We start from the raw sequence: 20,083 nt of genomic DNA, 5'->3' as shown, positions 1-20,083 counted from the left end.
GCATGGGATCCGCCTGGCAATGGGGTGATCCCCGTGTGCGCAGGCGGCTCCGCCACCCCAGGGAGAACCGCATCCTGGTGGCGTGCGGGGCGGTGACGCTCCTCGCGGTCGTGGGCGCGGTCAGCAGGGCCGTCTCGGGCGACCCGGAGGAGCCCCTCCTGCTGCTCAGCATCCCCGCGCTCGTGTACTTCGTGCGGGGCCAGCTCTACGCACGCCAGCGCGTCAACGGGGTGCGCATCACCGAGGACCAGTTCCCCGAGGCCCACCGGATGGTCGCCGAGGCGGCCGCCGCCTTCAACATGCGCCGGGTGCCCGAGGCCTACGTCGTGCTGGGCAACGGCGTCCTCAACGCCTTCGCCTCCGGGCACGGCCTGCGCAGGTACGTGGCGGTCAACAGCGACCTGTTCGAGGTGGGCGGCAGGCTCGCCGACCCCGACGCGCTGCGTTTCGTGATCGGCCACGAGGTCGGGCACATCGCTGCGGGCCACACTTCCTTCTGGCGGCACTTCTGCGTGTCCGTGGCCCAGGTGATCCCCGGGGTGGGCTCCACGCTGGGGCGTGCCCAGGAGTACACCGCGGACAACCACGCCTACGCCTACTGCCCCGAGGGCATGTACGGGATGCGGGCGCTCGCGGTGGGCAAGTACCTCTACCGGGACGTGGACTTCCACGCCGTCGCCGCGCGCGCGGACACCGACACCGGGTTCTTCGTCCTGCTGGTGAACCTGCTCTCCAGCCACCCGGTGAACACGTTCCGCTTCGCTGCCCTGGCCGACCGGAGCAGGCCGGGCCGAGTGCTTTGATCGGCGCCTGCGGGGCGGTCATTCCCTGGTGGGGCTGCCGTCAGGCGGTCCTCTGGCGGGGGAGGCGGGCCGCCAGCCGAGGGGGCAGCGGCTCGTGGCGCAGGTAGGAGCGGGTGAGCACCCCCGTGCCGTGCGCCAGGGAGCGCAGCTCCACCGCGTAGCGGGTGATCTCCAGTTCGGGCACCTCGGCGCGGACCACCGTCCGGCCGCCCGGGGCGGGTTCCGTGCCCACCACCCGGCCCCGGCGGGCGGCCAGGTCGCCCATCACGGCTCCGAGATAGGCCTCGTCCACCTCCACGGACACCGCGTCCACCGGCTCCAGCTTCGCGAGCCGACCGGAGCCGGCGGCGTCCTTGAGCGCCAGCCGCCCCGCCTTCTGGAAGGCCATGTCCGATGAGTCCACCGAGTGCGCCTTGCCGTCGTAGAGGACGACGCGCAGGTCCACGAGCGGGTACCCGGCCTCCACGCCCTCCGCCATCTGGGCGCGCACGCCCTTCTCTACGGACGGGATGAACTGCCGGGGCACCACGCCGCCCACGATCTCGTCGACGAACTCCAGCCCCGCCCCGGGCCCCAGCGGCTCCACCCTGATCCGGCAGACGCCGTACTCGCCGTGGCCGCCGCTCTGCTTGACGTTGCGGCCCAGGCCCTCGGCGGGGCCCGCGAAGGTCTCGCGCAGCGGGATCCGCACCCCGCCGGTCTCCACGCTCACCCCGTACCGGTGCTCCAGGTGGTCCAGAGCGGCGTCCAGGTGTGCCTCGCCCAGGGTCCACAGGACCATCTGGTGCGTCTCCGGATTGACCTCGACGCGCACCGACGGGTCCTCGGCGACCAGCCGTGCGACGGCGTGCGACAGTTTGTCCTCGTCGGTGTCGGAGGCCGCCCGGACGGATACCGGGTGGATCGGATGCGGGAACGCCCAGGGCGCGACACGCAGGGGGCGGCCGAGGTCGGACAGCGTGTCCCCGGTCCGCGCGCCGGGCACCCGGCCCACCAGGCACAGGTCGCCGGCGATCACCTCGGACACGGGCAGCGCGCTCCCGGGGGCCGGGATCGAGAGCGGCCCCAGCCGCTCGTCGTCGCCAGTGCGGTCGAGGCGTTCGTCCCCGGTGCGGCCTGTGGGCACACCGTGCCCGTGCAGGTGTACCCCGGAGTCGGCGTGCAGCGTCCCGGAGAACACGCGGACCAGGCTCGTGCGGCCCACGTACGGGTCGCTGGAGGTGCTGAGCACCTCGGCCGCCAGGGGGCCGTCGGGGTCGCAGGACAGGCCCTCCACCGGGCGTCCGTCGGGACCGATCACCTCCGGCAGGGCGCGGCGCTCCGGGCCCGGGCACGCCAGCGGCAGTTCGTGCAGCAGTTCGCGCACCCCCACCCCGGTCGTACCGCTGACCGCCAGAACCGGGTGGAACCCGCCCGCCGCCACCGTCCGCTTGAGGTCGGCGACCAGGCGGTCGGTGTCGAGCGGGCCGCCCTCGGTGTAGCGGTCCATGAGGTCCTCGTCCTCGCTCTCGGTGATGACCTCCTCCACGAGGACGCGCCGCAGCGGCCCGGCCGCCTCGCGCAGCCATTCCGGTGCCTGCCGGGGTTCGGAGCCGGGACCGGAGGAGTAGTCGTAGTAGCGCTCGGACACGAGTCCCCAGACACCGACGACGCGGCGCGCATCGCCCTCGCCCTCCACCGCGGGGACGTAGGCGGGGTGCACGCCTCCGCCGAAGGCCTCCTGGCACTGGGCGACCACCCGGTCGTAGTCGGCGCGCGGGTGGTCGATGCCGGTGACGGCCACGGCGCGGGGCATGCCCACGGCGGCGCACTCCTCCCACAGCACACGGGTCCGCCCGTCCACCCCCTCCAGGGCGGAGACGACGAAGAGGGCGGCGTCGGCGCCGCGCAGGCCCGCGCGCACCGCTCCGATGAAGTCGGCGTAGCCCGGTGTGTCCAGCAGGTTGACCTTGACGCCGTCCACCGCCACCGGGTTGAGGGTCAGGTTCACGGAGCGCTTCTGGCGGATCTCGACCTCGTCGCCGTCGCTGGCCGTCGTGCCCTCCTCCACGCGCCCGGCGCGGTCCAGTCGACCTGCGGCGAGCAGCAGGGCCTCGACGAGGCTGGTCTTCCCGGAGCCGGACGGCCCGACCAGCACCACGTTGCGGATGTCCTCGGGCCTGGCGGCCCCGGCTACCACTGCGGTTCGATCCGCCATCCCTCGCCACCCTTCCGGGGTCGCCGGTCGTGTCTGGGCGGTGGTCACCGCCCCTGGCACGATGCGTCACAACTCCCTACGTTCGCGTGTCATGCCCCCTACCACAAGAAGGCACCCTTATGTCCTGGTATGTGTTGTGTGCAATAAGTGGCAAGTTGTGTCACGATCCAGGAGATCAAGGCATTTGTGAGGTGAAGCGCGCTTTAAGCTGACACCGTGCCTTGGTCCGACACCCTCCCCCAGTTCAGCCTCGTCGGGACTCTCCTGACGGTCGCGCTCCTGCTCTTCGCGGCGGTCGGCGAGCCCTTCCTCGGCCGCCGAGCACTCTCCTGGCTGCGCCGCCGCCGCGACGGCGACGCGCGCGCCCTGGTCCTCCTGCACTGTTCCACCATGGCGGTCCACGCCCTCTGGGGGGTCGCGGTGGTGGTGGTCCTGTCCCTGTCAGACGGCCTCACCGCCGCTGACCTGGGACTGCGGGCCCCGCAGGCGTGGTCTCCGGTCGTCGGGGGCGCCGTCGGCGGGCTGCTGGCGCTGGCCGCACTCCGGGTCCTGGTCCACGGCGTGCCCGGGTGGGCGTCGCGGTGGGTCCCCTGGGGGAGCCGTCCCGTCCAGGAACGCGGCGGCCGGCGCGGCCATCGCAGGCGCCCTCCGGCGGCCGGGGCCGCCCCCCTTCCGGAACCGGGCAGTGTGCCCCAGTGGACGCTCGTCCCCGACACGCCCCCCGAGCGCGCGGCCGCCGCGGGCGCCGCCGTCACCGGGGGTGTGTTCGGGGAACTGCTCTACCGAGGACTGTTCATCGTCCTGGTGGCGGGCATGGGCGCCCCGCTGTGGGCCGCGGCCGTGCTGTCCGTGCTCCTGTTCTCCGTCGCTCACCTGTACCAGGGGTGGTGGGGGCTGGTCGGGGCCGGAGCCTCCGGCACCCTGTTCACGGTCCTGTACCTGGGCACGGGGAGCCTGTGGGTGCCGATCGCCGTGCACACGGCTCTCAACCTGCGGTCGCTGGTGTTCCCGCCCGTGTCCGCCCGCACGGAGGCGAACACGGAGCACGGCGCGCCCGCCGCGTACGCCGGGGCCCCGGGACGCCTCCCCGCCGGAGCGGGACGGGGCCGCCGGGGCCGCCGCGGCCGCCGGGGCCGGGTTCCGCCGCCCCGCACCCACGGGCACGGAGGGAGCGGCCGGTGGGAGGGAGGACACACGGGGCGGACTCCCCAGGTCCGGCCCGATGGGGCACGATGGTCTGGTGACTGACGCGATCGACCGCCCGAAGTCCCCGATCCACCTCCAGCGGCACCGGCTGGTCACCTCCGACGGAGTCCCCCTCGATGCCGCCCTGCGCCGCTCCGACGCCCCCCGCGCCACAGCCGTCGTCCTCGCCAACGGATTCACCGGTACCCACAACAGTTCCGACACACGCGCCATCGCTGAAGGACTGATGCCCGTCGGGGACGTGCTGACCTTCGACTTCCGGGGCCACTTCGACTCCGGCGGGTGCAGCACGGTCGGCAACGCCGAGATCCACGACCTCGAGGCGGCCGTCGCCCACCTCAGGGAGCGGGGCTACACCTCCGTGGCCACCGTCGGCTTCTCCATGGGTGCGGCGGTCGCCGTCCGCCACGCCGCCGCCTGCGGAGGCGTCAGCGCCGTGGTGTCCGTCAGCGGACCGAGCCGCTGGTACTACCGGGGGACGCGGCGGATGCGCCTGCTGCACTTTGGTGTCCACGCAACCCTGGGGCGCGCCTTCCTCCGGTACGCCCGCAAGGTGCGGGTCACCGACCAGGAGTGGGCCGACCTCCCCGCAGAACCCCGCGCTGTGGCCGGGGACATCGCCCCGGTCCCGCTGCTGGTCGTCCACGGCGACGCCGACGCCTACTTCCCCGTGTCCCACGCCGTGGCGATCCACGACGCAGCCAGGGAGCCCCGGGAGCTGTGGGTCGTTCCGGGGATGAAGCACGCGGAACGCGGCGTTACCCCCGAACTGACGGTCAGGCTCCGGGACTGGCTCCTGACACGGGTCACCGCACACCAGGGATAGCGCGCGGCCCGTCCGTCCGCGGAAATCGACTAAAAAGGAATGATGGCAAGAAACCGCCCATCATCCTCGACGCGTGCACACGAAGCGACCGGCCGTCCCGGGCTCCGAGGCCGGGGGTTCGCCCTGCTGCTCGCGGCCACCGCCGTCGGGTTCTGCGGATTCGCCGCCGTACTCCCCCTCGTCCCCCTGTGGGCGACGCGGGGAGGGGCGGGCGAGTTCGGTGCCGGGAGCACCACGACCGCGTTCATGCTCACCACCGTGGCCACCCAGATCTTCATGCCCCGGCTCCTGGAGCGGTGCGGATACCGGTGGATCCTGCCTGTCGGCTGCCTGGTCATGGGGGTCCCCACCCCTCTGTTCGCGCTCACCGACGACCTGGTGCCGCTGATCGCCGTCTCGGCCGTGCGCGGCGTCGGGTTCGGGATGGTCACGGTCGCCGGAACCGCTCTTGCCGCGCGGCTGGTGCCCCCGGCACAGGTGGGGCGGGCCACGAGTTACTACGGGCTGGCGCTCGGCCTGCCCCAGGTCCTCATCCTGCCTGGCGGTGTGGGGCTGGCCCTCGCCTTCGGGTTCGACACCGCCTTCTGGATCACCGGTTTGTGCTCGGTGGCGGGGGCCGTGTTCTCCATGGGTATCTGGTACGCCGACGGCGGCCGCAACCGGGCGGCGCTCACCGGCTGCGCGCGGATGCCGACCGCCGCCCCCGTGCCCCCGGTTCCCCTGGCACTCCTGGCCGCGCCGCTGGTCCTCATGCTGCTGACCGCCTCGGCGGGCGCCGCCGTCAGCACCTTCCTGGCGATCCCCTTCGAGGGGGCCGCGTGGACTGTGGCCGGAGCCCTCGCCGGGTACGCGCTGGGCGTCGTCATCGGCCGGGGCACGGCCGGGAACCTGTACGACCGCCTCGGGCGGACCGTGCTGCTGGTGCCGGGCACCGTGGCGGCGGCGGTGGGCGTGTGCCTCGTCGCCGTCGCTCTGCGGTCCGGCGGGGACGGGGCTGCGGCGGTCCTCCTCGTCCTGGCCGGGACCGCCCTGCTCGGGCTCGGGTTCGGCGCGGTGCAGAACGAGACGCTCACCGTCATGCTGGACCGCGCCGGCCCGGCCGGGGTCGGCCGGGCCAGTGCGGTGTGGAACATGGGCTACGACGGGGGTACCGGCGCCGGGGCGATGGTGATCGGGATGCTCATCCAGTCGCTCGGCTACGGCCCGGCCTTCGCTCTGGCCGCCGCCGCTCTGGCGGCCGCCCTGCCGCTGGCCCGGAGCCGCACGGGGGCTGTGCCGTAGGCGTCCGTTGAGGGCGGTCAGTACGAGCTGATATGGACGTGGTCGTAGTGGTTGGCGGTGGTGCTGCCGCGGTCGTTCATGAACACCCACGACGGGTTGGTCTGCTGCCAGATCCGCTGCTTCCAGATGACGTAGTCCACACCGAGCCGGGAGGCGTTGTCGATGGCGTACTGGGCGATCTGGTCGCCCAGCGCGTTGTTGGCGTCCGAGGGCCAGGCGCCGCCGGAGCTCATCATGAAGTCGCAGGCGCGTCCGTCGCCGTGGTCGTCCGCGGTGTTGCGCCAGCAGCCCACCGGGTAGGGGGCGCCGTGGACCCGGATGATCTCGTCGCGGATCGCCGCCATACGGGGCGTGGTGGAACTCCAGCCGCCGCCCTGGGCACTCGCCGGGACCGTACCGTTGCCCCGGGTCTCGGGGACCTGCTCGGCCTCGTACTCGGCGATCTGCTCCTCGACCTCCTCCTTCTGCTCCTCCAGGTGGTCGATGAGCTCTTCGGCCTCGGACAGCTCGTCGCTCAGGTCCTCCAGGATCTGTTCCCGCTCCTCGTGCGTCTGGACGAGGCCGCTGATCTGCCCGGCCTGGCTCTCACCGATGTAGTCGACGGCCGCCGCGTCGGCGAACATCGACTCGGGGTCGCTGGAGAACACGATCTGGAGCGCGGGGTCCATCCCGGTGTTCCTGTACCGCGAGTGCGCGATGACGGAGACGCCGCCCCGTGAGGCCTCCAGCTCCTCCTCGATCTCGGCCAGGTCCTCCTCGGCCTCCTCGACGCGGTCGCGGATCTCGTTGAACTGGAGGAGTTCGCCGTTGTAGGACTCCTCCAGCTCCTCCGCGCGCTCGGTGAGCTCGTCAATGTCGACGTCCTCGGGGTCGGCGTAGGCCGAGGCCGCCGCGGCGACCACGAGGGCCGAGGCGAGGGCGGTGATCGTGAGGGCCCTGCGCCCGCGGCGCAGGGCGGTGGGGCCGGAAGAGGATGGCATCGTGCTGACTCCGTACCTGGTCCGCCCGCGCGCTTCCTGCCGTGGCGGGTGGGAGGCGCCGTGGCGGGGGAGTGCAGGACGGACTCTACGAGATCTCGGTTGCGGTGTGTCGACTCAAGAGACGTCGGGGGAGTGTGCGGGGATGTGTCCTGAAAGATACCTGGAGTCGGGCACCGGATAGGCGGCGAATGGTGATCCGCCTCAACCCGCACCACCGAAGGCGCTCGGAAGGGACGGTGCGGGGGCGGGGGAGGGCACCGCGTCCGGCAGAAACCAGGAGGAGCGGCGGATGTCGCGCATCGCCCGCTTGCGCGTGTCGGGGTCGAGCCGCTCGATGTAGAGCATGCCGTCGAGGTGGTCCGTCTCGTGTTGCAGGCAGCGCGCCATGAGCCCCGTCCCCTCCACCGTGACCGGCTCGTTGCGCAGGTCCACCCCGGTGACGACGGCGTGCTGGGCGCGGCGTGTGGGATACCACAGTTCAGGGACCGACAGGCAGCCCTCGTCGCCCTCCTGCGTCTGCGCGGACCGCTCCGCGATCCGCGGGTTGATGACGTACCCGATGCGTCCGTCGACGTTGTAGCTGAACACCCGCATCCCCACCCCGATCTGGGTGGCGGCCACCCCGGCGCGGCCCGGCGCGTCCACCGTGTCCAAGAGGTCACGCACCAGGGCCTCGGTGCGCTGGCCGAAACGGGTGACGGGGGTAGTCGGGGTGACGAGGACGGGGTCGCCGAAACGGACGATGGGGTGCATGGCCATGCCCCACAGATTAGGACATGCGCGGTTCACCGAGGACCCGGATCCGTGCCGGCCTCCCCACGGTGGCGTGCGCCCGTGCGGGTGCTCAGACGGCCAGACCGGGGCGCAGGGCGTCGTCCAGCACCATCTCGATGTAGTCCAGGGCCGCACGGCGGCGGGCCAGGGCGTTCTCGTACAGGGACGGGGCCTGGCCGCCGCGGCGTACGCGCAGGCACTCGTTGAGGATGCTCTGCCAGCGTTCGGGGAAGGCGTGCAGGGCGTAGGCGCCCGCACCCGACTTGGAGGTGATCTCCCCCGTCTTGAGGGTGAAGTGCAGTCGGCTGACGCTCAGGACACTCCAGGAGGGGGCCAGGGAACCGAGCACGGCCAGACCCCGCGGGGTGACCAGGCGCCCGGCCTTCTCACGCCATCGGCTCCAGTGCTCGTCCAGCGACCCGAGGGACCACGCGCGCAGACTGCCGGGCTCGTCCCACACGTCCAGTTCGAGCGGGTGGGGCCCGCGCACGGACACGCCGTGCTCGGCCAGGACGTGCCAGGTGATGGGGTTGACGTCGTTGCGGGCCCGGGCCTGGAACCGCCCGCCGACCACCGAGGGGACCGGGCCGCAGGAGGCCGGGTCCCGGGTGAGGTCGTCCCAGGTGAGGTGGATTCCGTTGAACTGCGGCTGCGGCACGTCGGCCCGGGTGAGCGCGTGGACGCGGCGCAGCAGATGCGGTTCCGGAGTACGGGAGGTGATGATGACGAAGTCGACGTCGCTGGTGTGGGGCCGGAAGTCGCCGAGTGCGACGGAACCCGTCAGATAGAGGCCTTCGACCAGCCCGGGGGCGGTCCGGTCCGCGTGCGCGAGGAAGACTTGGGCCAGCGTCTGCACCCGTGGGTGGACGGCCATGCTCACTCCAGTCTGAGAGGTTCGTCGGCTCGGGGCGGCTCCGCCGAGGGGCGGGGGCCGGGACGCGGTGCGCGTCCGACAATCAAGTCTGGACAGAGCGGGGGCGCGATAGCAAGTGATCACGCCGTACCCGCACCCTGGTCTCTCCATGCCAGGTGGTGTGCGGCTAGTCCGGAAGGGGAGAGCGCACCCTTGACAGGTGTCATCCGCTTGTGGCATGAGAGGGTCGGCTCCGGCTGCGGCACCGAGCCGGGAACCCGGCTCGGCGAGCGCCGGAAGAAGCATGTGCATATGTCTGATGCATATGCATGAGAATTCCTTTGTGCAGACCTTCCAGGATCGAGTTCGGTGGTGTTCCCGAATCCTCTTCTGTGCATTCACGTGAAGTTCTCCAGCCCCATCGGAGATCACTTTCACCATTTTTTGGAGTATTGTCGCAGATCGGGGCGGATATGATGGTCGCGCCCACAAGGAACTCCGGATCGTTATGGTTCACCAAGGCGGCATCCGGAGATAACCATCACAGCCATTGTCCGATGTTTTCCTCGGCGTAACACGCGTGCATGCCCCCGAAACGGGGTCGCTTTACGCTCGGGGCAACGGCAGATCTCCACAGCGATCCCAAGGAGCCGTACATGGTCCCCACAATGGTCCTCGTAGCCGACGATTCCCGCGACGCCCACCGGAGGGACGCCCTGTGCGGCTTGGCCGAGGCCGTGGCCGAACGCGGTGAGGCCCCCGTGGCCCCGGCCTTCGGAAGCCCGGACGAGGTGGCCTCCGCCATCGCCTCCGTGCAGGGGCCCAAGGTGGTCGTCCCCGCCTACGTCGCGGGAGGGGACGTGGCCAGCGCCAACCTGCTCTCCCGGCTCGACCTCTCCAGCATGGGCGACGCCTGCCGGACCACCCCGCTGGGCGCGGTCCCCTCCATCGTCGCCGACCTGGCCGGCCGCCTCACCGAGTCCGGGTGGAGCACCGACGACGGCGTGGTCCTCGCCGCTGACGGCACCACCGGTTCGGACGAGCGCCAGGTCGTCACAGACGTCGCCCGCATGCTCAGCCGACGCCTCGGAGCCCCGGTTCAGGTCGGCTACCTGCGCACATGGGCGCCGTCGGTCTTCGACGCGGTCGACCGGCTGCGCCGCGACGGCCGCGAGCGCGTGGCCGTGGCCGCCTGGCGCCTGGTGGACGGGCCCGACTTCGACCTCCTCCGCGGACTCGACGTCACCGCCCTCACCGCACCGCTCTGGCCGTCCGAGCTCGTCGTGGACACCCTGCTCGCCCAGCACAGGGCGGCCAAGGGCCGCCTCGCCTGAGGCGGCGACGGTTGCCCGGCAGGCCCGACTGTGGCGCAACCGTTACCGGAGTTGCCCGGATGGGTATGTGCCCAGGGGGTGGGAAAACCCGCACCCACACGACCGTACGGCTTTGTACCGCAGGGAAGCGGCGCGGGACGGGCCGGACATGGTTCCGCCCAGGCCAAGCGCCCCTCGCGTCGCAACGGAGGGCCCCCGCCGCAGTCCCCGGCCACGGCGGACCGCCGGGACGCGCGCGTGCGCCCCGCCACGGTGTCCGGACCGCGACGGTGCCGACGTCAGCGAACCGAAGGTGGACGTATGAACGACATCACGGCGCAGTTCGTCGATGATCGGCAGTTGCGGCGGCTCAAACGCCGCTTCGGAGGCCACGTGGCCGACTGGCTGTCCGAACTCCCCGCCGTGGTGGACAAGCTCGCGGCGGAGTGGCGGCTGACCGTCGACGGGCCCGCCACGCACGGACGCACGTCCGTGGTCCTCTACACCACCCTCGCCGACGGCAGGAAGGGCGTCCTCAAACTGACCCCTGACAGCGGCCTGGCCGTCTCCGAGGCCGCCATGCTCCGCATGTGGAGACCCACGGGCCGGGTACCGCGGGTGTGGGCAGTGGACTCCGGGCACGGCGCCATCCTCATGGAGCGGATCGAACGCGACACCACCCTCGCCGAGACCGGGATCGTCCCACCGATGGCCACCATCGGCACCCTCATCTCCCAACTCCACGGCGTCGACGTACCGCGCCGACGGCTCATGGAGCTGCGCCCGCTCATGGCCCGCGTCCAGTTCGTCTTCGACCTCTGGTCCCGCGAACGCAACGAGGGGCCCGCCGTGGACATCGTCTCCCCCACGGCCATGCACCAGGGCTACAACAGGGCCCGCGCCCTCGCCGTCGGCGAGATCGACCTCGCCCCCCTGCACGGCGACCTGCACCCGGGCAACGTCCTGGACGGGGGGCCGCGGGGACTGGTCGCCGTCGATCCGCGCGCCTGCTATGGGGACGGGGCGGTGGACGCCGTGGACTGGGCCGTGTGGAAGGCCGCGAGCGTCACCGAGGTGGAGCGCAGGGTGGACGTGCTCTCCCGCACCATGGGTGTGGACGGCCAACGGATGATGGAGTGGGTCCGGGCCTTCGCCCCCTGCATGGCCGTGGCCATGGTCAACCGGGCCCAGGGCCACACCGACCAGTTCGCCACCCTCATGGAACTGATGGAGGACACCCTCATCAACGGCCGCGCCCAGGCCAGGTGACCCGGTAAGGGTCAGGCCGACCCCTCCGGTGTCTCGAACCGGTACCCCCGGCCCGCCTCGGTGATGAGGTACCGCGGGCACGCCGGGTCCGGCTCCAGCTTCCGGCGCAGTTGCGCCATGTACACCCGCAGGTAGTTGGTCTCGCTCTGGTACGCCGGCCCCCACACCTCCTGGAGCAGGCGGCGCTGGCTCACCAGATGCCCCGAGCAGCGCGCCAGGATCTCCAGGATGTGCCACTCCGTCGGGGTCAACCGCACCTCCTCTCCCTCCCTGAGCACGCGCTTGGCCCCCAGGTCGACGGTGAAACAGGGCGTACGCACCACCGGTGCCTCCTCCGAGCGCACCGACCTGCGCTCGGCGGCGCGCATCCGCGCCAGCAGCTCGTCCATCCCGAACGGCTTCGTGACGTAGTCGTCCGCACCCGAGTCCAGACAGCGCACCTTCTCACCCGCCGAGTGGCGCGCCGACAGCACGATGATCGGCACCTGCGACCACCCGCGCAGCCGCTGGATGACCTCCATGCCCTCCATGTCCGGCAGCCCCAGGTCCAGCAGCACCACGTCCGGATGGTGCTCGGCCGCCAGCCGCAGGGCCGCCGCCCCGTCGGGTGCCGTGTCCACGTCGTGGCCGCGCGCCCGCAGGTTGATCCGCATGGCACGGATGATCTGCATGTCGTCGTCAACGACCAGGACCCGCATCGGTGCCCCTCTCCCGTGTCTCGTCCGCAGTGCCCGGATCCTCGGCCCTGAGGTCGAACACCATCGTCAGTCCCCCGCCCGGAGTGTCCTCCGGGGTGAGCGTGCCGTGTACCGCCTCCACGAAACCACGCGCGACCGCCAGCCCCAGACCCACCCCGGTGCCCTGCGGAGCGTCCCCCAACCGCTGGAACGCCTCGAACATCCGCTGCTTCCCCTCGTCGGAGACGCCCGGCCCCCGGTCCACCACCCGCAACTGCACACGGTCGCCGTGCGCGCTCGCGGCGACGAGGACCGGCACGTCCGGATCGGGGTTGTGGCGCACCGCGTTCGACACCACGTTGGCCACCGCCCGCTCCAGCAGGCCCGCGTCGGCGCTGACCCGGGGCAGACCGTCGGGGACGTCCACCGTGACCGCGCCGCCCGGCAGGCCGATCAGCGTGGCCGCCACGACCTCCTCGAGACCGACCGGCCGGATCTTGGGACGCACACTGTCCGTCTGCACCCGGCTCATGTCCAGGAGGTTGTCGATCAGACGGTTGAGCCGGTCCGCGGACTCCTCCACGGTCTCCAACAGGGCGTCCCGGTCCTCCGGAGCGAGCGCGATGTCGGTGGCGCGCAGACTCTCCGTGCTCGCCTTGATCGAGGTGAGCGGTGTGCGCAGATCGTGCGAGACCGCGGCCAGCAGCGCGGTGCGGATACGGTTGCCCGCCACCTTGCGCTGGGCCTCGGCCGCGTCCCACTCCAGCCGCTGGTGCTCCAGGGCGATGCCCAGGTGGGCGGCGAACGCCCACAGCACCCCCCGGTCGGCGGCGGGCAGCACGTGGCCGCGCAGCGCCAGCGCCAGGGAGTCGGAGATCGTCACCAGCGCGTCCGCGTCGTCGGGAGCCTCGCACGCGGGGGCACCCACACTGTGCACCGCCCGCCACCGGTCGCCCTCCACCCGCTCCAACAGGGTCGCCGAACGCTGCCCGAAGGTCTTGCGGATCCTCCGCAGCAGCGCCTGGAGCGGCTCGTTCCCCGCCAGGACGCTCCCCGCCAGCAGAGCGATCATGTCGGCCTCCGCCCGGCCCCGCGCCGCCTGTACCGAGCGCCGGGCGGCTATCTCCGCCACCACCGCCACCAGCACCCCTACCGACAGGAAAGCGGTCAGGGCCACCGCGTTGTCCAGCGACACCGGAGGCCGCCCGTGGTACGGGGACAGCACGAGGATGAGCAGTAGCGCGCTCCAGCACGCCGAGGCCAGTGCGGGCCACAGGCCGCCGACGGCCGCCGCCGCGACCGTGGCCAGCATCAGGAACATGGCGTCCGAGGACAGCCCCACACCCTGGAACGGCGGCAGCAGCAGCACCATCGCCATCACCGCGGGCGCCACGCCGGCCAGCCCCCAGCCGGTCACCCTGCGGTGCTCGCCCACTCCGCGCCCGGGGCGGGGGAGCAGCCGCATCCCGCTCCCCACCTGCTCGTGGGTGACGATGTGCACGTCGACGTCGCCCGACTCCCGGGCGACGATCGCGCCCACCCCCGGGCCGAACACGTACTGCCACGGCCGACGGCGCGACGACCCCAGCACGATCTGGGTGGCGTGCACCCCCCGGGCGAAGTCCAACAGCCCCTTGGGCACGTCGGAGCCGATCACCTGGTGGTAGGTGCCGCCCAGCTCAGCGAGCAGTTTGCGCTGGCGCACCAGGTCCTCCGTGAGCGGCCGTCCGATGGCGTCCGGACCCACCACGTGCACCGCCAGCAGGTGGCTGGGCTGGGGCCGGCCCCCGCGCGAACGCGCCGCCACCCGCGCCGCCCGGCGGATCAGGGTCTCCCCCTCCGGCCCCCCGGTGAGCGCCACCACGACACGCTCACGCGCTTCCCAGGTGCTGCGGATCTCGTGCTCGCCGCGGTAGCGGGACAGCCCCTCCTCCACGTTGTCGGCGGTCCACAGCAGCGCCAGTTCGCGCAGCGCCGCCAGGTTGCCCTCCCGGTAGTAGGACGACAGGGCCGCGTCCACGCGCTCGGCGGGGTGGATGTCGCCGTGCGCCATGCGCCGCCGCAGCTCCTGAGGCGTGACGTCGACGAGTTCGACCTCGGCCGCGCGCCGTACCACCTGGTCGGGGACGGTCTCCTCGGGGCGCACGCCGGTGATCTGTTTCACGACGTCGTTGAGCGATTCCAAGTGGTGGACGCCCACGGTGGAGACGACGTCGATCCCCGCGTCCAGCAGCTCCTCCACGTCCTGCCAGCGGGCCTCGTTGGCAGACCGGCCCCCGTTGCTGTAGGCGAGGTGGTCCACGACGGCCACCTGCGGGGACCGGGTCAGGACGGCGGCGGTGTCCACCGCTCCGGAGGGGAGCGGGGGAACCGTTTCGAGCCCCTCGAGCAGGGCGAGTGTCCCCTCCCGGTGGCGGGTGTGCACGGCCGCGACGACCACGTCGCCCCCGTCGGCCACCCTGCGCCTGGCGTCGGCCAGCGCGCTGTGCGTGGTGCCCGCGCCCGGGGCCGGGCCCAGGTAGACGCGGAGTTTGCCTCGTGTCACGTCCCCATTGTCCCGGACGCCCGTGCGGGGGAGCACCCGAGCGGCAGCGCGGTGGGAAACGGGTCGCTCGCCATAGCCGCATCCCCTGTTACGCAGGGCTTCGATCGCGTAAGGTCGTAGCCGGTCCCGACCCGTCCCCCCACACGGTCCCGGACTCTTGGCAGCCCCCTGCCACGGTTCCCCCTCGCCCGCAGAACCGTCCCTAAGGAGCCCTCCATGCCCACGCTCGTTCCCGTGCCCGCTCTCGCCGAGGACACCCAGTCCGTCCTGGCGGGTGTACCGGACGAGTACCGGCACTACTTCAACCACCGCCCCCCGGTCCCCTACACCAAGCGGCACTGGGAGTTCCCCGGACAGGCCAGGAACATGCCCCTGGTCCGCGCCTTCCTGGACACGTGCGCGGCCTCGCGCGAGGGTGACTACCGCTACCTGTTCACCCTGCTGGGCACGGAACTGGCGACCAACGCCCTGCGGCACAGCCGTTCGGGAGAGGAGGGGCAGACCTTCGTCCTCAAGGTGACCCGGGCCGCGAACGGGCTGACGCTCGTGTGCAGGGACAACGGGCGTCCCACCCGTTCGCTTCCCGGCGGGGGAGGCCTTCTCTCGGCCGAGGTACCGACCGGCGACCGGCTGACCGCCGAGAGCGGCAGGGGGCTCGCCCTGGTCGACAGCTTCGCCACCACCTGGGGCGACAACGGGCACCCCAGCATCCGCAAGGTCTGGTTCCACCTGGCCTACGACATGACCGGGAGTTCGTGGCCAGCCGCCTGAGGACCGGGGGAGGTCACTCCTCCCCGTCGTCCTCCTTGTCGTCCTTGGTCAGGGCGTCGACGGCCACCGCCACGGAGATCACCAGGGCGGGGTCGCCGCCGACGTCGTCGCGGTGGGTGTTGACGTCCACCGCGTAGGTGTCGCGGACGACCGTGAGCAGCTTGCGCGAGATGTGGGCGACCGTGCCGTTCTCGTCGCTGATCACGTACTCCTTGCCGAGGAAGTCGCCGGTGATCTCCCAGTCGGGGGCGTCGTCGACCTCCACCACGAGTTTCTCGCGCAGGGGGTCGAACAGGCGCTCGCGCACGGTGGCGGAGGGGCCGTTCTCGCGCTTGATGTGCACCGTGTCGCGGATCTTGAACATCTTCTCGCGGATGGTCGCCAGGACCTCGCCCTCGGTGTCCTTGAGCTCGAAGGTCGTGCGCAGCCGCAGGGCCTTGCCGTCGACGAGGTAGACCTTCTCGTCGTTCTCGTCGAGGACCCAGTAGTCGTCACCGATGTCGAAGATGCGTTCACGTACCAGGAATTTCATGAAACGAACGCTAGGGCACCCGGGGACACCGCACCAGAGCCAGCCGACAAATCCGTTGAAAACGGTGCGGCTTCTCCTGGTTTCCGGGAAGCACCAGTGATCTTCCAGAGCGCCCGGTCACGTGGCGGAGTCAAGGTGTAACGGTCCGGCTGTCCTCCTGGAGTCCGCCGTCCTTCCCGGTGGAAGCGCTCGCGCTCTTCGAACGGCCTTCGTCGACCGGGCTGCGGAGAGCAGAGGGAAACGTCAGAGACGCATGGGAGGTCCTCCTTCCCGAAAACGCACGGATCCGAGGGGGCCGTGAGGATCGGACCCCGGCCCCGGGCGCTTACAGCGGAGTGCCGAGCGCCTTCTCCGCCTCCGCCACGAGCGCTGCCAGGTACGGCCCGGCACCCGCCCCGGAGGCCAGCGCGGCGGCCTGCCCCGACCACAGGTTGAGCCGGTCCTCCCGCCCCATCGCCGAGGCGTGGGAGCGGGTGTGGTCGGGGAGGGGCGCGCAGTGCACGCCCTCGCCCGCTCGGTGGTCGCCCAGATCGAGGGTGCTGTGCTGTTGGCCCGGGTGCGCGACGACCCGGGTCTGCTGGACGAGGTCTGGCCCGGTGTCCGGCGGCTGCTGGGGATCGCCTGAGCCCGCACGCGTGAGGTGCATGCCGCTCGTCTTCCCTTTGGGCGGCTGATCGGGAAAGTCGGCTGAAGTTCGCCGGTTCTCCTGACAGGCCGTCTCCGCTCCGCTACTGTCTTAATCGAACACAGTAGCGAAATCAGGGTAGGGAAGTGCTGTGGTGCGCGCTCGGGGGTGTGTCCGTGGGTGCTTCTCGCGAGCGAGAGGGAGGTTCTGTCATGGCGAAGTTCATCGCCATCGGATACGGGGACCGGGACGGCTACGACCGCACTGACGCGGTGGTCCGGGACGAGGCACACGCGCACGACGCCCGCCTGTGTGAGGCCGGGGCCCTCATGGGCGTCGCCGAAGCGCCTGTGCAGGTGAGCAACCACGGCGGCGCTGGTATCACGGTGGGGCACGGCCCCTTCATGTCCTCGGCGCTTCCGGTGGCCGGGTTCACGGTCATCGAGGCCGCGACCGTCGAGGAGGCCGCCGAGCTCGTGTCGAAGACCCCGTGCGCGGTCGCCCAGGGCGTGGTCGAGGTCTGGCCGTTGCGGGCATAGCCGTAAAACGTTTGGGTCTTATGACGCATGGAGGATGTAAATGTGTGAGATGTCTGTTTCTCGGCAACTTGCATATTCGAGGGGTGCACGCGGATAGAATTGCAGCTCAGAAAGGTTGCTCCCCGCGCACGCGGGGATGGACCCTAATGCCACTGAGCCGATTAAGGTTCTGCTCATTGCTCCCCGCGCACGCGGGGATGGACCCTGTTATGCAGTATTGGCAGACGCGTTCTCGACTTGCTCCCCGCGCACGCGGGGATGGACCCATTGTCGCTCTCACCCCGTTCCTGTAGGCGCTCTGCTCCCCGCGCACGCGGGGATGGACCTCTGCGCAGCTTCAAGATCGGCCACGCCCGGCGCTGCTCCCCGCGCACGCGGGGATGGACCCTTGGCCGCGACGCTTCGTCATGCGGTGTCTCTCTGCTCCCCGCGCACGCGGGGATGGACCCGCGCTGCGCGGCTGCATCCAGGACGCCGCGAACTGCTCCCCGCGCACGCGGGGATGGACCCTTCCTTCAAGCCAACACCGACCCGAAGAAGCGCTGCTCCCCGCGCACGCGGGGGTGGGCCATGACCGGAATCGATGGCTTTGTCGCGGGCTCCTGATATCCATGTGGACAGTCCCGCCCCTCCACGTACGAGGTGCCTCCCATGCGACGTCCCCCGCTGCCCCCTCCCTTCCCTGGCACGAGCGAGGAGGCACTCCCGGGCCTCCTGGTGGTGCGCACGGCCTTCGACGATCAGGACGCGTGGCGGAACACCCTTGCGCACCTGATCGACCTGCCCGGTGTGTATCCGTCCCCCCAGGGTGGGGACGACGGGATCGCCCACACGCGGGAGGACAGGATCTTGTTCCTGGTCGACGATCCCGCCTGGCGGGACGCCACCATCGCCGAGATCGCCTCGGCATGGGAACAGGCCGGCCCCTGGCGCCCGGAACTGGTGCTGCTGGCCGACGGCCGCACGATGGACGATCCCGTGCACCGCCCCCTCCTCGCCTTCATGCCCTTTCCCGAGGGCAACGAGTCACGAGAGGAACCTTTCCTCCCCTGCGAGAGTGTGATGCGGATCGGAACCCGACAGGCGGCGATGCTCTACCTGGTGCTCTCCTCCGGGACGGTAGTGCTGGGTGCCGACAGGGCCGCACCGCCCCGGGAGCCCGACCAGGTGTTCGGCGCCGAATTGGACCTGCTGTCCGCCCCTCCCCGCTATCGCCCCTGCACAGGACGTCCGTCTCGGCTCCCCGTGAGCGAGAACCCGCTGGTCGTACGTACTCATCACGGTGACGACGAGGTATGGAACACGGTCATCGAGGCTGTGCGATTTCCCGTCTTCGACGAGGGTGCTGAACCGCCCGAGGACGACCCGGACGCGCCCCAGGCCTACGTTGACACAGTGGACGACACCAGCCACAGCGGTCTGACCTTTGAACAGCTCATGGCCCTGACACCCTGTGAGTCCCACTCGTTCCTGATGGTCGCGGATGAGCTGACCATGCGCGACCCCCGGCATCCGCTGCTGGTGGTGGACCTGTGCGAACAGCCCGGAAAGTCCTTCCGCGCCGCGCCGGGCGCGATCCAGGCGATTGAGAACAACCTCTCCGCCGCCAACATGGACTTCTATGAATTCGACTGCGGTGAGGGATTCATCCAGTACTGGGATGTGGAGCACGAACCCGGGCGCGACGTTCTGTGAAGCCGCCCGCTCCCCGCGGGGAGCGGGCCCGGGTCAGGGTCGGAAGGTCTGGCCGGTGATGCGCTCGTAGGCCTCGATGTAGCGGGCGCGGGTGATCTGGACGACCTCGTCGGGGATCTCCGGGCCGGGGGGTGTGCGGTCCCAGCCGGGGACGCTGCTGGACCAGTCGCGGACGAACTGCTTGTCGAAGGCGTGCTGGGGCCGTCCGGGCTCCCAGTCGGCGGCGGGCCAGAACCGGGAGGAGTCCGATGTCAGCACCTCGTCGGCGAGCATGAGCGTGCCGTCGGCGGCTCGGCCGAACTCCAGCTTGGTGTCGGCGATGACGATGCCGCGTTCGGCAGCGATCTGGGCACCCCGCGTGTAGATCTCCAGGGTGGTCTCGCGCAGCCGGTCGGCGGTCTCACGGCCGATCTCCTCGACGACGTCGTCGAAGGTGATGAACTCGTCGTGTCCCTCGGTGGCCTTGGTGGTGGGTGTGAAGATCGGCTCGGGGAGTTTGGAGGCCTCCACCAGGCCCGGGGGCAGGGGGACGCCGGAGACGGTGCCCTGCTTCTGGTACTCCTTCAGGCCCAGGCCGGCGAGATAGCCGCGGGCGATCCACTCCACCGGGAGCATGGTGAGCCTGCGGCAGCGCACGGCGCGTCCGGCCCACTCGGCGGGGACGTCGGTGGCGGAGACGACGTGGTGGGGGATGATGTCGCTGAGCTGGTCGAACCACCACAAGGAGAGCTGGGTGAGGACCTTGCCCTTGTCCGGGACGGGGGTGGGTAGGACGACGTCGTAGACGCTGACCCGGTCCGAGGCGACCAGGATGAGGTCGTCGCCGTCGGCATAGACGTCCCGGACCTTGCCGGAGTGCACCAGTTCCATGTGGTTTCCACCCTTTGTGTCTTCTGCGCCCTGACCACAGCCTGACCGCGCAAGCTCGGGAGACACGAGGGAAGGTCATGCGACCCGACACACGAAAGGCGCCCCGAAGGGCGCCATATCGCTTGGTCAGCACTGCTGTGGTGCTGGTCCGTGTGGAGTGCCCCCTGCAGGATTCGAACCTGCGCACACGGCTCCGGAGGCCGTTGCTCTATCCCCTGAGCTAAGGGGGCCCGTTCGCGAGAACAACTCTAGCAGGGGCCCCGCGCGCTTCGTCCAACGGGAAAACGGCGCTCCGGGCCGCGGATCGCCGTCTCCCGCTGGTGCACC

At 71.1% G+C, this 20,083-nt stretch carries 18 protein-coding genes, 1 tRNA gene and 1 CRISPR repeat array; of the genes, 9 read left to right on the top strand and 10 right to left on the bottom strand.

The genetic code is table 11. The features are described from left to right. Nucleotides 1–2: 2 nt before the first annotated feature. The gene (locus B042_RS0102120) at nucleotides 3–803 is read left to right on the top strand and encodes a M48 family metallopeptidase (protein WP_051415406.1); all 801 of its coding nucleotides are present in this window, start codon (nucleotides 3–5) and stop codon (nucleotides 801–803) included. Between the two features lie 40 nt (nucleotides 804–843). Here B042_RS0102120 and B042_RS0102115 read toward each other — a convergent pair whose 3' ends face one another. Beyond that, nucleotides 844–3,000: an elongation factor G-like protein EF-G2 gene (locus B042_RS0102115; RefSeq protein ID WP_028646843.1), complete on the bottom strand. Its 2,157-nt coding sequence runs from the start codon at nucleotides 2,998–3,000 to the stop codon at nucleotides 844–846. Nucleotides 3,001–3,216: 216 nt separating this feature from the next. On the opposite strand from B042_RS0102115, the gene B042_RS21660 reads away from it, so the two are divergent. From B042_RS21660 to B042_RS0102100, 3 genes are read left to right on the top strand one after another with little or no spacing between them, the layout of a single operon-like run. Further along, nucleotides 3,217–4,248 carry a CPBP family intramembrane glutamic endopeptidase gene (locus tag B042_RS21660; RefSeq protein WP_081748548.1) on the top strand — a complete coding sequence of 344 codons (1,032 nt, stop codon included), beginning with the start codon at nucleotides 3,217–3,219 and terminating at the stop codon, nucleotides 4,246–4,248. After that, complete coding sequence (locus B042_RS0102105) at nucleotides 4,241–5,032, top strand: alpha/beta hydrolase (protein ID WP_028646842.1); 792 nt, start codon at nucleotides 4,241–4,243, stop codon at nucleotides 5,030–5,032. Before B042_RS21660 ends, B042_RS0102105 begins: the two co-directional genes overlap by 8 nt. Before the next feature lie 42 nt (nucleotides 5,033–5,074). Then, a complete protein-coding gene (locus B042_RS0102100; RefSeq protein WP_028646841.1) occupies nucleotides 5,075–6,313 on the top strand; it encodes an MFS transporter in 1,239 nt (412 codons plus the stop codon). Nucleotides 6,314–6,330: 17 nt separating this feature from the next. Here the strand turns inward: B042_RS0102100 and B042_RS0102095 are convergent, their stop codons facing one another. From B042_RS0102095 to B042_RS0102085, 3 genes are all read right to left on the bottom strand, one after another. Beyond that, on the bottom strand, nucleotides 6,331–7,293 hold the full coding sequence (locus B042_RS0102095) for a hypothetical protein (protein ID WP_028646840.1): 963 nt from the start codon (nucleotides 7,291–7,293) through the stop codon (nucleotides 6,331–6,333). A 201-nt stretch (nucleotides 7,294–7,494) separates the two neighbouring features. After that, nucleotides 7,495–8,052, bottom strand: coding sequence for a peptide deformylase (gene def / locus B042_RS0102090; RefSeq protein ID WP_028646839.1), 558 nt, complete (start codon nucleotides 8,050–8,052; stop codon nucleotides 7,495–7,497). An 85-nt stretch (nucleotides 8,053–8,137) separates the two neighbouring features. Next, nucleotides 8,138–8,941 carry a nucleotidyltransferase domain-containing protein gene (locus tag B042_RS0102085; RefSeq protein WP_028646838.1) on the bottom strand — a complete coding sequence of 268 codons (804 nt, stop codon included), beginning with the start codon at nucleotides 8,939–8,941 and terminating at the stop codon, nucleotides 8,138–8,140. A gap of 635 nt (nucleotides 8,942–9,576) precedes the next feature. Here B042_RS0102085 and B042_RS0102080 point away from each other — a divergent pair. Together B042_RS0102080 and B042_RS0102075 are read left to right on the top strand one after the other, a co-directional pair. Beyond that, complete coding sequence (locus B042_RS0102080; protein ID WP_028646837.1) at nucleotides 9,577–10,254, top strand: sirohydrochlorin chelatase; 678 nt, start codon at nucleotides 9,577–9,579, stop codon at nucleotides 10,252–10,254. Between the two features lie 300 nt (nucleotides 10,255–10,554). After that, nucleotides 10,555–11,502, top strand: coding sequence for an aminoglycoside phosphotransferase family protein (locus B042_RS0102075; protein ID WP_028646836.1), 948 nt, complete (start codon nucleotides 10,555–10,557; stop codon nucleotides 11,500–11,502). 11 nt (nucleotides 11,503–11,513) lie between these two features. Here B042_RS0102075 and B042_RS0102070 read toward each other — a convergent pair whose 3' ends face one another. Further along, complete coding sequence (locus tag B042_RS0102070; RefSeq protein ID WP_036553672.1) at nucleotides 11,514–12,200, bottom strand: response regulator; 687 nt, start codon at nucleotides 12,198–12,200, stop codon at nucleotides 11,514–11,516. Next, nucleotides 12,181–14,724, bottom strand: coding sequence for an ATP-binding protein (locus tag B042_RS21655; protein WP_051415405.1), 2,544 nt, complete (start codon nucleotides 14,722–14,724; stop codon nucleotides 12,181–12,183). The genes B042_RS0102070 and B042_RS21655 overlap by 20 nt, the downstream gene beginning before the upstream one ends. A gap of 216 nt (nucleotides 14,725–14,940) precedes the next feature. Here B042_RS21655 and B042_RS0102060 point away from each other — a divergent pair, with 216 nt between their 5' ends. Then, nucleotides 14,941–15,495 (top strand): ATP-binding protein, encoded by a 555-nt coding sequence (locus B042_RS0102060; RefSeq protein ID WP_028646834.1) that lies wholly within the window; start codon nucleotides 14,941–14,943, stop codon nucleotides 15,493–15,495. 13 nt (nucleotides 15,496–15,508) lie between these two features. Here B042_RS0102060 and B042_RS0102055 read toward each other — a convergent pair whose 3' ends face one another. Both B042_RS0102055 and B042_RS25980 read right to left on the bottom strand, forming a co-directional pair. Next, on the bottom strand, nucleotides 15,509–16,027 hold the full coding sequence (locus B042_RS0102055; protein ID WP_028646833.1) for an LURP-one-related/scramblase family protein: 519 nt from the start codon (nucleotides 16,025–16,027) through the stop codon (nucleotides 15,509–15,511). A 325-nt stretch (nucleotides 16,028–16,352) separates the two neighbouring features. Further along, nucleotides 16,353–16,673: a hypothetical protein gene (locus B042_RS25980; RefSeq protein WP_197024153.1), complete on the bottom strand. Its 321-nt coding sequence runs from the start codon at nucleotides 16,671–16,673 to the stop codon at nucleotides 16,353–16,355. Between the two features lie 191 nt (nucleotides 16,674–16,864). Here B042_RS25980 and B042_RS0102040 point away from each other — a divergent pair, with 191 nt between their 5' ends. Together B042_RS0102040 and B042_RS24205 are read left to right on the top strand one after the other, a co-directional pair. Then, a complete protein-coding gene (locus tag B042_RS0102040; RefSeq protein WP_028646832.1) occupies nucleotides 16,865–17,191 on the top strand; it encodes a YciI family protein in 327 nt (108 codons plus the stop codon). A gap of 116 nt (nucleotides 17,192–17,307) precedes the next feature. Next, a CRISPR array of direct repeats spans nucleotides 17,308–17,762; the repeat unit is 27 nt; unit sequence TGCTCCCCGCGCACGCGGGGATGGACC. 80 nt (nucleotides 17,763–17,842) lie between these two features. Next, entirely contained in the window at nucleotides 17,843–18,886 is a 1,044-nt protein-coding gene (locus B042_RS24205) for a DUF6924 domain-containing protein (RefSeq protein WP_155988829.1), read from the top strand. A 33-nt stretch (nucleotides 18,887–18,919) separates the two neighbouring features. Here B042_RS24205 and B042_RS0102030 read toward each other — a convergent pair whose 3' ends face one another. After that, nucleotides 18,920–19,756 carry a phosphoribosylaminoimidazolesuccinocarboxamide synthase gene (locus B042_RS0102030; protein WP_028646831.1) on the bottom strand — a complete coding sequence of 279 codons (837 nt, stop codon included), beginning with the start codon at nucleotides 19,754–19,756 and terminating at the stop codon, nucleotides 18,920–18,922. A gap of 158 nt (nucleotides 19,757–19,914) precedes the next feature. Beyond that, nucleotides 19,915–19,986, bottom strand: a tRNA-Arg gene (locus B042_RS0102025). Nucleotides 19,987–20,083 lie beyond the last annotated feature (97 nt).

It is taken from the genome of Nocardiopsis sp. CNT312 (genome assembly GCF_000515115.1).
GTDB lineage: Bacteria > Actinomycetota > Actinomycetes > Streptosporangiales > Streptosporangiaceae > Nocardiopsis.
The sequence above is the reverse complement of the archived record's forward strand: the minus strand, read 5'-3'. Positions and strand labels throughout refer to the sequence as shown.